Source organism: Thauera aminoaromatica S2 (assembly GCF_000310185.1).
GTDB lineage: Bacteria > Pseudomonadota > Gammaproteobacteria > Burkholderiales > Rhodocyclaceae > Thauera > Thauera aminoaromatica.
This window is the reverse complement of the sequence record NZ_AMXD01000121.1, coordinates 1-11,416: the sequence shown is the minus strand read 5'-3', so window position 1 is coordinate 11,416 and position 11,416 is coordinate 1. Positions and strand designations below refer to the sequence as shown.

General features: G+C 70.6%; 10 protein-coding genes. 4 read left to right on the top strand and 6 right to left on the bottom strand.

What is annotated here, in order from left to right:
• From C665_RS15320 to hemL, 4 genes are all read left to right on the top strand, one after another.
• Positions 1–229: bifunctional hydroxymethylpyrimidine kinase/phosphomethylpyrimidine kinase (locus tag C665_RS15320; protein ID WP_004321322.1), on the top strand; the 229-nt coding region annotated here is incomplete at its 5' end.
• Positions 222–854: a thiamine phosphate synthase gene (thiE, locus tag C665_RS15315; RefSeq protein WP_004321321.1), complete on the top strand. Its 633-nt coding sequence runs from the start codon at positions 222–224 to the stop codon at positions 852–854. The genes C665_RS15320 and thiE, both read left to right, overlap by 8 nt.
• A 416-nt stretch (positions 855–1,270) precedes the next feature.
• A complete protein-coding gene (locus C665_RS15310) occupies positions 1,271–2,185 on the top strand; it encodes a SprB repeat-containing protein (RefSeq protein ID WP_004321320.1) in 915 nt (304 codons plus the stop codon).
• Between the two features lie 242 nt (positions 2,186–2,427).
• Positions 2,428–3,711 carry a glutamate-1-semialdehyde 2,1-aminomutase gene (hemL, locus tag C665_RS15305; RefSeq protein WP_004321319.1) on the top strand — a complete coding sequence of 428 codons (1,284 nt, stop codon included), beginning with the start codon at positions 2,428–2,430 and terminating at the stop codon, positions 3,709–3,711.
• Positions 3,712–3,777: 66 nt separating this feature from the next.
• Here the strand turns inward: hemL and mgtE are convergent, their stop codons facing one another.
• From mgtE to rarD, 6 genes are all read right to left on the bottom strand, one after another.
• Positions 3,778–5,220 carry a magnesium transporter gene (gene mgtE / locus C665_RS15300; RefSeq protein ID WP_004321317.1) on the bottom strand — a complete coding sequence of 481 codons (1,443 nt, stop codon included), beginning with the start codon at positions 5,218–5,220 and terminating at the stop codon, positions 3,778–3,780.
• Between the two features lie 127 nt (positions 5,221–5,347).
• Complete coding sequence (gene mtgA / locus C665_RS15295) at positions 5,348–6,055, bottom strand: monofunctional biosynthetic peptidoglycan transglycosylase (RefSeq protein ID WP_004321314.1); 708 nt, start codon at positions 6,053–6,055, stop codon at positions 5,348–5,350.
• Positions 6,056–6,062: 7 nt separating this feature from the next.
• Complete coding sequence (gene aroE / locus C665_RS15290; RefSeq protein ID WP_004321312.1) at positions 6,063–6,896, bottom strand: shikimate dehydrogenase; 834 nt, start codon at positions 6,894–6,896, stop codon at positions 6,063–6,065.
• 10 nt (positions 6,897–6,906) lie between these two features.
• Complete coding sequence (locus C665_RS15285) at positions 6,907–7,830, bottom strand: energy transducer TonB (RefSeq protein WP_004321310.1); 924 nt, start codon at positions 7,828–7,830, stop codon at positions 6,907–6,909.
• A gap of 7 nt (positions 7,831–7,837) precedes the next feature.
• Positions 7,838–9,745, bottom strand: coding sequence for a ribonuclease catalytic domain-containing protein (locus tag C665_RS15280; RefSeq protein ID WP_004321306.1), 1,908 nt, complete (start codon positions 9,743–9,745; stop codon positions 7,838–7,840).
• A 571-nt stretch (positions 9,746–10,316) separates the two neighbouring features.
• Positions 10,317–11,195, bottom strand: a complete 879-nt coding sequence (gene rarD / locus C665_RS15275; protein WP_040829419.1) for an EamA family transporter RarD — start codon at positions 11,193–11,195, stop codon at positions 10,317–10,319.
• Positions 11,196–11,416 lie beyond the last annotated feature (221 nt).

Here is an 11,416-nt window from a genome sequence, read left to right as displayed (position 1 = left end):
GCGCCCCGACGCCGGCCCGCGCCCGGCCGCGCCCTGCCTGGGTGCCGGCACCACCCTCGCCGCCGCCGCGGTGGCAGCGATGGCGCACGGCATGGCGCTGCCCGAGGCGGTACGCGAGGCGCAGGAGTTTACCCGCCAGGCCCTGCGCCACGCCTATCGCGCCGGCATGGGGCGGGCGCTGCCCGACCGCTTCTTCTGGGCGCGCGGCAAGGGCGAGAGCGATGACTGAGCGTTTCCCGGCGCGCACGCTGCGCGGGCTCTACGCGGTCACCCCCGACGAACCCGACACCGGCCGCCTGCTCGCGCTCGCGCAGTCCGTGCTCGCCGGTCATCCGGCGCTGCTGCAGTACCGCAACAAGGGCGCCGACGCCGGTCTGCGCCGCGAGCAGGCGCTGGCGCTGCGCGACGCCTGCCGGGCCGCCGGCGTGCCCTTCATCGTCAATGACGACCTCGCGCTAGCGCTCGCCATCGACGCCGACGGAGCGCATCTCGGCCGCGAGGACGGCCCGCCCGCCGCGGCGCGCGCTGCGCTCGGCCCACAGCGCATCCTCGGTCTCACCTGCTATGCCGACTGGTCGCGTGCGACCGAGGGCGCCGAGATCGGTGCCGACTACATCGCCTTCGGCGCGATGTTCCCCTCCACCACCAAGCCCCACGCGCCGCCCGCACCCTTCGCGCTCGTCGAACGCGCCAGGCGCGAGCTCGGCCTGCCGGTGGCGGCGATCGGCGGCATCACGCTGGAGCGTGCGCCGCAGGTGATCGCCGCGGGCGCCGACCTGCTCGCGGTGGTCGGCGACGTGTTCGGCGCGGCCGATCCGGCGGCGCGTGCGAGGATGTATCGCGCGCTGTTCTGAACCCCGCACCTCCCGCCCGACGACCCTACGCGGGCGGTAGCGCCCCATCCTGGCCGAGGGCCCGCATGCGGGGCGATCGCACGAATGCATGACCTGCCCGAGCGGAACCCGTGGGAGCGGGCCTGCCCGCGCAAGGGCGGCGTGCGGCGCTCCTGCGCGGGCAAGCCCCCCGGTGCAGAAGATGGGCACAGGTGCGCCTTCATGCGACTGCGTCGAGCTTGTATGTGGCAATGCCAGTGCTATACCGGAATCATTCCATGGGTCTGGCGGATGTCATGTCGACCGGGCGTGAGCCTCCCGTCTCGCGAGTCCGCATGATGGCGGGTTGATCCGGCTTTGCCGCCTTCACGGAGGCTGCACGAATCGCAATCGGGTCGATGGAGGTGTCCGTGGTGAGGTGAGAAAGGGAGACGGTCATGGATGAAGAAAAATGGAAAAACCTGGAGGCTCTGATCACCGGCCTCGACAAGGTCGTCAAGGCTGCAGCGGTCAACACCCGAACCCGATCACTGGCTGATCGCGTTACCGCCTTGCAGAGCGATTTCGCCTCGGCCAGGGCGAGTGGCGACGCGACCATGCGCGATCACATCGAGATGGCGGTTCAGGAGTTGTGGGCAAATGTCGAGCGTTGGAGCGGCGTAGCACCGAAGAGGAAGATTTCGGAGTGGTTGGCAGACTTCAGCATTGCGGGGCTCATCGGGCTGGTCGTGCTCCTGGTTGTACTGGGCTTGCTCGTCGCCGGGATCATGTTGTTCACCTCCGCAGTTGGCTGGAAGGCGCTCATGGGCGTGGATGGCACACGACCCATCCTTACCGTGGCGGCGATCATTGCGACGCTGGCGTATGGCGGCGGGCTGATTTTCAGCGCTCTGTACTCCAACGAGGGGAAGTTCGAAGAACGTTTCAGGATGGCGCGCGAAATCTTTCTGGTGTTCTCGGGGGTATTTGCAACCATCGTCGGCTTTCATTTCGGAGCGGGCAACAATGGTACGGGCGGGGCCGGGGGGGTGGAAAATGTGCAACAACTCGAGCTTGATGTCCGGCGTGGCGCAAAGCCGGGCGAGCTCGAATTGTCGGTGACGGGGGGAACGCCTCCCTATACCGTCACAACGACGGGAACCAACATAAAGACAATCTCGCCCGCGCAACACGATAGGTCTCCCATCGTGATCGGCATCACGCGTGAAGACCCGGAAAAATCCTCGACGGTTTCGTTCTCCGTCGTCGATAGGGTGGGCACGAAGAAGCAGATCGAGCCGAAACGCGAGGTGCTCGACGCGCTTTTCGGCGGGCTGTCGGGCGCAGGCTCCGGGGCAGGCGGAGGTGGATGACCAGACGAGTCGCCGGGTCTCATCTCGCTGTCGTGCAACTGTGGTCATCCATCGACGTTTTCGGGCTCCGACAAGGGGCGTCACGTCAGGCTGGGCGTGATCGGTTCTCTGTGGTCGGCGGCCAAGGCGGGCGGCTCATGCGGACGCTCGCCGCGCAAGTCGTGTGAATGCCGGTGGTGGACCGGCTTGGCCTTGCGGCGCCACAATGCCGGCTTTCGCACGCAGCACAGGAACCCTCTGCCATGACCAGCCGTAACGAAGCCCTCATCCAGCGCGCCCAGCGCAGCATCCCCGGTGGCGTAAATTCGCCCGTCCGCGCCTTCCGCTCGGTGGGCGGCACGCCGCGCTTCCTTGCGCGCGCCGAAGGTGCCCGGGTGTGGGATGCGGATGGCAAGGAGTACATCGACTACGTCGGCTCCTGGGGCCCGGCGATCGCCGGCCACGCCCACCCGGCGATCATCGAGGCGGTGCGCGAGGCGGCGCTGAAGGGCCTGTCCTTCGGTGCGCCCACCGAGAGCGAGGTCGACATGGCCGAGCTGATCTGCGCCATGCTGCCCTCGGTGGAGATGGTGCGCCTGGTCAGTTCGGGCACCGAGGCGACCATGAGCGCGATCCGGCTGGCGCGCGGCTTCACCGGCCGCGATGCGATCGTGAAGTTCGAGGGCTGCTACCACGGCCACGCCGACAGCCTGCTGGTGAAGGCCGGCTCCGGCCTGCTGACCTTCGGCAACCCGTCCTCGGGCGGCGTGCCGGCGGACTTCGCCAAGCACACCATCGTGCTCGACTACAACGACCTGCAGCAGGTCGAGGACGTGTTCAAGGCGCGCGGCGACGAGATCGCCGCGATCATCGTCGAGCCGGTGGCCGGCAACATGAACCTGATCAAGCCGCAGCCCGGCTTCCTCGAAGGCCTGCGCCGCATCTGCACCGAGTACGGCGCGGTGCTGATCTTCGACGAGGTGATGACGGGGTTCCGCGTCGGCCCGCAGGGCGTGCAGGGCCTCTACGGCATCACCCCCGACCTGACCACGCTCGGCAAGGTGATCGGCGGCGGCATGCCGGTGGGCGCCTTCGGCGGTCGTCGCGACATCATGGAAAAGATCGCCCCGCTGGGCAGCGTTTACCAGGCCGGCACCCTGTCGGGCAGCCCGGTGGCGGTGGCGGCGGGCATGGTGTCGCTGCAGCTGACGCGTGAGGCCGGCTTCTACGAGCGGCTGACGGCGAGCACGCAGCGACTGGTTGCGGGTCTCGCCGCGGCGGCCAAGGATGCCGGCGTCACGTTCAGCGCGGACTCGGTCGGCGGCATGTTCGGCGTCTATTTCGCCGACAAGGTGCCGGCCTCCTTCGCCCAGGTGATGGCTACGGACAAGGAGCGCTTCAACCGCTTCTTCCACGCCATGCTGGAAGCCGGCCACTACTTCGCGCCCTCGGCCTTCGAGGCCGGCTTCGTGTCGGTGGCGCATGGCGAGGCCGAGATCGACGCCACGGTGGCCGTGGCGCGCGCGGTCTTCGCCCAACTGGGCTGAGCCTTCCCGCAGGCCTGCGGAGCGGGCTCGCCCGCTCCTGGCGCCATATTCCTCACATCTCGCCCGTCAGAGCAGGAAAAGCGTCGCCAGCCCGAGGAAGATGAAGAAGCCGCCCGAGTCGGTGAGTGCGGTGATCATCACCGAGCCGCCGAGCGCGGGGTCGGCGCCGAGGCGCTGGCGCAGCATCGGGACCAGCACGCCCGCGCAGGCTGCCAGCAGGAGGTTCAGCGTCATCGCACCGGTCATCACCAGGCCGAGATCGACGTTGCCGTAGAGCCACCACGCCAGCACGCCGAGCAGTCCGCCCCACACCACGCCGTTGATCAGCGCCACGCCGAGCTCCTTGCGCAGCAGGCGGGTCATCGCCGAGGGCTCGACCTGGCCCATCGCGATCGCACGCACGATCATCGTCACGGTCTGGTTGCCCGAGTTGCCGCCGATGCCGGCGACGATCGGCATCAGCGCCGCGAGCGCGACCAGCTTCTCGATCGACTCCTCGAACAGGCCGATCACGCGCGAGGCCACGAAGGCGGTGACGAGGTTGATCGCCAGCCAGGCCCAGCGGTTCTTCACCGAGCTCCACACCGAGGCGAAGATGTCCTCCTCCTCGCGCAGGCCGGCCTGGGACAGGATCTCGGCCTCGGACTCCTCGCGGATGAAGTCCACCGCGTCGGCCACGGTGATGCGGCCGATCACCCGCCGCTCGGAATCGATCACCGGCGCCGACACCAGGTCGTAGCGCTCGAAGGCCTGGGCGGCGTCGTCGGCCTCGTCCTCGGGGGTGAAGCTGATCACCGGCTCGGAGCGCATCACCTCGGCCACGGTCTTTTCCGGGTCGCTGATCAGCAGCGTCTCCAGGGTCAGGATGCCCTCGAGGTGGTCCTCGCGGTCGACCACGAAGAGCTTGTCGGTGTGGTCGGGGAGTTCGTCGAAGCGGCGCAGGTAGCGCAGCACGACCTCCAGGGTGACGTCGTCGCGTACCGTCACCATGTCGAAGTCCATCAGCGCGCCGACGGAATCCTCCGGGTAGGACATCGCCGCGCGCAGCTGCTCGCGGCCCTCGCTGTCGAGCGACTGGAAGACGTCCTCGATGACCTCGGGCGGCAGGTCGGGGGCGAGGTCGGCGAGCTCGTCGGCATCCAGCGAACCTGCCGCCGCCTTGAGCTCCTCGGGGTCCATCGTCTCGATGAGCGACTCGCGTACCGCGTCGGAGACCTCGAGCAGGATCTCGCCGTCACGCTCTGCCTTGACCAGGTCCCAGACATAGAGACGCTCCTCGCGCGGCAGCGCCTCGAGGATGTAGGCGATGTCGGCCGGGTGCAGACTGTCGAGCTTGGCGCGCAGCCCGGCCTCGTGCTGCTTGTGCACGAGGTTCTCCACCAGCTCGTGGCGCGGCATGTCCTGGCGATGGACGAGACCCTCCACCACCTTCTGGCGGGCGAGCAGATCCTGCACCTCCTTGAGGTGCTGCTGGACGTCGTCGGCGTGGAGTTCTTCGGGCTCGGTCATCGCGCGCAAGGCCGGCGGAGGGGCAAGTCGCGAATTCTACGGACTCCCCCCCGCGCACGCGACCCCGATCATGTGACAGAAGGCGAAAAATCGGCGGAGGGCCATTCCCGCCCCTCGCGCCTTGCGCTCAAGGCACCTGCGAATTCGCCATCCGCCGCTGCACCCGCGCCGCGTGCGCGGCCAGGCGGGGGCCGAAGGTCTTCTCGTAGCGCCGCGGGTTGGGCAGCATCACCGCCAGGCGCGCGGCCTCGGCCGGGCCCAGGCTGGCGGCCGGGCGGCCGTAGTAGTGGCGCGCGGCGGCCTCGGCACCGAACACGCCGTTGCCCCATTCGGCCACGTTCAGGTACACCTCGAGGATGCGGCGCTTGTCCCAGGTCGCCTCGATCATCAGGGTGATCGCCGCCTCCTGGCCCTTGCGCAGCCAGGAGCGCGAGGACGACAGGAAGAGGTTCTTGGCGAGCTGCTGGCTGATCGTCGAGCCACCGGCGGTGACGCGGCCCTCCTCGGCGTTGCGCTCCAGGGCGCGCTCGATGCCCTCCCAGTCGAAGCCGTCGTGGTCGAGGAAGCGATCGTCCTCGGCAGCGACCACCGCGCGCTTGAGGTGGATCGAGATGCGCTCGTAGGGCACCCATTGCTGGCGCAGTTCGGCCCGCGGGTCGGCTTCGCGCAACTCGGCGAGGCGGATGCGCATGAAGCTCGTGCTGCCGGGATCGAAGCGGCTCCACCACACCACCTGGGTCAGCAGCACCGCCTGCCAGAACAGCGCCAACAGCAGCGCGACACCCAGCCCGCGGGCGACCCAGCCGAGGATGCGGCGCGGCGCGGGGATCGGCACGCTGGCCTCAGCCGGCTTCGATGAGCTGGCGCAGCTCGGCCAGCACCGGCGCGGAGTCGGGGCGCACGCCGCGCCACAGCGCGAAGCTCTCGGCGGCCTGCTCGACCAGCATGCCCAGCCCGTCGGCCACCCGCGCCGCACCGTCGGCGAGCGCGGCGCGCAGGAAGGGCGTGTGGCCGCGGCCGTACATCATGTCGTAGGCGAGCGCGCCCTGGGCGTAGAGGCCGGGCGGCAGCGGCGGCAGTTCGCCGGACAGGCTGGCGGAGGTGGCGTTGATCACGAGGTCGAAGCGCTGGTCGGCGAGCGCCTCGAAGCCGCAGCCCTCGATGCGCACCGTGCCGGCGTGGGCGGCGAAGGCCTGCGCCAGCTCCACCGCCTTGTGCGCCGTGCGGTTGGCGATGCACAGGTCAGCGGGTGCGGTGTCGAGCAGCGGCAACAGCGCACCGCGGGTGGCGCCGCCGGCGCCCAGCAGCAGGATGCGCCGCCCGCGGGGCGGGCAACCGAGATGGCTCGCGAGGTCGCGCACCAGGCCGGCGCCGTCGGTGTTGTCGCCGAGGATGCCGTCCGTGCCGAAGGCGAGCGTGTTGACCGCACCGGCCGCCTCGGCACGCGGCGTGCGGCGGTCGGCGAGGGCGAAGGCCTCGAGCTTGAAGGGCACGGTGACGTTGAGGCCGCGCCCACCCTCGGCGCGAAAGCGCGCCACCGTCGCGGCGAAATCGTCGAGCGGGGCGAGCAGGGCCTCGTAGGTGAGCGCCTGCCCGGTCTGGCGAGCGAACGCGGCGTGGATCCAGGGCGACTTGCTGTGGGCGATCGGGTTGCCGACGACGGCGTAACGGTCCATGGGCGGGGTCTCAGTTGGCGCGCACCTGGTCGCTGTTGGTGAAGGTCCACGTGCGGGTGATCTCGATCACGTCGTAGTCCTTGCGGATATCGGGTGGGAAGGGGGCGTAGGGCGCGGCCATCTTGACGATGCGCAGCGCGGCGTCGTCGAGCACCTTGTGGCCCGAACTGCGATGCACGCCCATCCGCTCCACCGTGCCGTCGGAGCGGATCGTCACCGACAGCAGCAGGCTGCCGTAGAGCCGGCCGCGCGCCGCATCGGGGTAGTTCAGCGTGCCGATGCGCTCGACCTTCTGCCGCCAGTCCTCGACGTACTGCGCGAAGCGGTATTCCTGCGCGCGCGCGCCGATGAACTTCTTGCGCGGACGCTTGGCGAGTTCCTTGAGGTCGCGGTCGATCTGGGCCTCGATGCGGGCGACCGCGGCGGCGCTGTCGAGCAGGTCGAGGCCGCTGATCTCGCGCTGCGGCTCGGGTGTCGGCGTGGGCTGCTCGGCCTTCTTGGGCGCCGCGGCGACCTTGGCAGGGGCCTTGTCGCGAGTGATCACCTGCTTCTGTTCGCGCACCGGCTCGGGCGTGCGGCGCTTGGCCTCGACCAGGGCGTCGCCGTCCTGGCGGTTGGGCTGCGGCGGCAGCGGCGTGCTCGCGCGCACCTCCTGCTCGGTGTTGCCGCCGGCATCGACGTTGGCCTGCGCGAGCACCTCGGCCTTGTCGGGTGCCCGGGCGTGGCGGGCGTTGACCAGCACCACTTCCAGACCCTTGTCGCGCGCGGGCTTGGCCTCGGGCAGGCGGAAGTGGATCAGCAGCAGCAGCGCGTGCAGGCTGATCGAGATGACGAAGGCCGCCACCAGCAGCGGTCCGCCGAAGCGCCGCAGGCGCCCGCTCCAGGCCCCCGGCAGGGCGCCGGCGGGCAGGACGGGGGCGGCGGGGGGAGTCATGCGCAGATCACGCGAAACCGAAGCCGGCCTCGTCCACCGTCTCGGGATCGGGTTCGGCGAGCGTCTGTACGAAGCGCGCCTCCACCTCGACGTCGAGCAGGTCGGTGCGCTCGACGACGAGCTTGACCCGGCTGCCGGGCATCTGCAGCGGCATCGAGGGTACGCGGATCACCAGCGGAATCTCGGCGAGGCGCACCACGTTCTCGCGCAGCACCGTGGCCTCGACCTCGCCGCGGCCGTGCTGGCGCAGCCAGCGCAGGCACCAGTAGCGCTCCATGCCGCGCTGGAACTCGGCGTACTCGGCGTAGGTGAGCTCGAAGTCGCGCATCGCCGCCATCAGCTCGGCCGACTTGGGCGCGAACGCGGGCGGGGTGCCCTGCAGCACCGAGATGATCTGCCACTGGTTCACCAAGTCGACGTAGCGCCGCAGCGGCGAGCTCGACCACGCGTAGCAGTCCACCCCGAGGCCTTCGTGCGGCGCGGCGACCGTGGTCATGCGCACCTTGCCGCCGCCCTGGGCGCGATACAGGCCGGGGATGCCCGAGGTATCGAGCAGCTTTCCCCAGGTCATGTTGGCGTGGATCATCAGCTCGGCGACGAGCTTGTCCATCGGCGAGCCGCGCAGGCGCCGGCCGATGCTGACGCGTCCCGGGCCGTCCGCGGTCTCCTCGGTCCAGTCCACGCTGAAGCCGAAGTCGATGCGGTCCTCGTTGCCGGCGGCCTTGCCGCGTCCAGCCTCGAGCACGGTGGCGAGGTCCCACAGCAGGGTCAGCTCGCGCTTCCACTGGAAGTCGGGGCCGCCGTTGTGGACGGTGTCGTCGTTGAACACCGGCTCGATGTCGTGGTGGCGCAGGTTGGCCACGATCGGCACGAGTTCGACCCGGCTCTCCTGATGGACGATCGCCAGCCCCGGGGTGATGTCGAGGTAGAGCGACACCGCCGGACAGTCGCGGCCCTCGCCGAGGGTGAAGGTCTGCACGATCTCGTCGGGCAGCATGGTGATCTTGTTGCCCGGCATGTAGACGGTGGACAGGCGCCGGCGCGCGACCGCGTCGAGCGTCGAGCCGCGCGCGAAGCCGAGCGCGGGTGCGGCGATGTGGATGCCGATGCGCCAGCCGCCCTCGGCGCGCGGCGTCACCGAGAAGGCGTCGTCGATCTCGGTGGTGGAGGCGTCGTCGATCGAGAACGCGGCGACCTCGGCACGCGGCAGCGCGGTCGGCAGCACGGGGGGCTCGATGGCGGGGAAGGCGGTGCCTTCGGGGAAGTGCTCGAAGAGGAAGCGGTTGTAGTGGAAGTCGTAGCTCGAGGCGAGCGCACCGCAGGCCAGCAGCAGGCGCGCGGCCGACAGCCCGCTGTCGACGCAGGCGGCCTCGAGTGCCTTGATCTCGGAGCGGTTGCGGTCGGGGCGGTAGAGCGCCTGCGGCAGCAGCGCGGCGAGCTCGGGCGGCAGGCGCCCGGCGACCAGCTCGGCGCGCATGTGCTCGATCGCGGCGGCCTGCTGGCGCTTCTTCTCGAGGCCGGCGAGCGCAGCCTGGAGGATGTCGGCGGGGGCCTTGCGGAAGCGGCCGCGTCCCTTGCGGTGGAACCAGATCGGCGCCGAGTGCAGGCGCAGCAGCAGGGCGGCCGATTCGACCGCGTTCGGAACATGGCCGTGATATTCGGCGGCGAAGTCGGCGAAGGCGAACTCGTCGTCGCCGCACACTTCCCAGAGGAATTCGACGTCCAGGCCTTCGGCCTCGGCCTCGGCGCGCGCGAGCAGGTCGGAAGGCCCCGGCTCGCGGAACTCCATCAGCACATGGGCGCGCTTGAGCTTCACCCGCTTGCCGTGGGTGTTCTCGACCTGCAGCGTGGCGTCGTTATCGGCGAGGATGGTTCCGGCCTTGAAGGCCCCGTCCTCTTCATACAGCACGAACATCGGCATCCGCCTGAAGAAAGCAAGCGCGCTAGTTTACTGGATTCGGGCCGCCGGCCCTATCGCGGGGTGCGAATGAGGGGGCGATGCCGCGCGGGGGGCGATCCGGCGCGGCTCCGATCGGGGCTGGCACCGATTCGGTGCGGCTCCAGTGCGGTGCGGTTCGGCGTCGGCGTGGTTCGGAGTCGGTGCGGCTTCGATTCGGCCGCGGGGCCGGGGTGGCGGGGGCCGCCTGCACTCGCGGCCCCTCGCTGCGCTCGGGGCTTCCCGCGGTGGAGGACGCCGCGGGGGCGGCGACGCAAACTCGTCGCTGCGCGCCTCGGACATGCGTCGCCTTGTTTCCCCGGCGACGCCCTCCACCTCGGCGCTCCTGAAGTTGGCCCCCGCCATCCCCTGCCCCGCGGCCTCGCGCATTCGGGGCCGATCGCGCCGGCAGCGAGCCGTGGCACCGGGGTGCGCCGTAGGAGCGACGCAAGTCGCGATCCTGGCGGGGATGCGACCGCCGACGCTGCCATTGGGTGCCCCGTCGATCGGCGAGGCCGTCACCCGACGCGGCTGGCGCGCACCGCTTCCGTCAGCGGGCTCGCCGCGCCGTCCGCCGCCCGGCCCTGACCATGTCCGCGGAATACACCGCGAGCGCGAGCCAGATGAGCGCGAAGCCGACGAGCTGGGTGGTGTCGAAGGGCTCGCGGAAGAGCAGCACCGCGACCAGGAAATTGAGGCTGGGCGCGATGTACTGCAGGAAGCCGACCGTGGCCAGCGGCAGGCGGCGGGCGCCGACCGCGAACAGCATCAGCGGGATCGCGGTGATCACGCCGGTGAGCGGCAGCAGCCATTCGGCCGGGTTGCCGCTGCCGAAGGCGAGGCTGCCCTGGGCGTGCAGCCACAGCAGCCAGGCGAGCGCGAGGGGCGCGACGACGAGCGTCTCGATGAAGAGTCCGCCCACGGCGTCCACCGGGGCGCGCTTGCGCAGCAGGCCGTAGAGGCCGAAGGTGCCGGCGAGGAAGAGCGGGATCCACGGCAGGCTGCCGAGCTGCCAGACCCGCCAGGCCACGCCGGCGCAGGCGATGCCCACCGCGGCGGCCTGCAGCGGGCGCAGGCGTTCGCCGAGGAAGATCGCGCCGAGCGCCACGCTGACCAGCGGGTTGATGAAGTAGCCGAGGCTGGCCTCGAGCAGGCGCCCGGCGTCGATCGCCCAGATGAAGACCAGCCAGTTGCTGCTGGTGAGCAGCGAGGTGAGCGCGAGCAGGGCGAGCAGGCGGGGCTGCCGCAGCACGGCGCCCACGCGTTCGAAGCCGCCGGTGAAGCGCAGCGTGGCCAGCATCAGCGCGAGCAGCAGCGCCGACCACAGCACGCGGTGGGCGACGATCTCGAAGGGCGGCACGCTGCCGAGGGCGCGGAAGTAGAGCGGCGCCAGACCCCAGGTCACGAAGGCGGCGAGGGCGGCGAACATGCCCTGGCGCACGGCGAGGGTGTCGCCTTCGACTGCGGAAGCGGGGAGTGCCGCGGTCGGTGCGCGGGTTTGGAAGCGGGACAAGTCGGGATCCGGACGGGGCAGGGGGTGGAAGTAGGAAGGCGGGGGCGCCGGGAAATCGGCGGCGGGCCGCAGTGCGGCCCCCGGCCGCGCGGGCGGCAGGGCTCGGCCCGGGGGGGGTCAGCCCGGCCGGCGGGCGC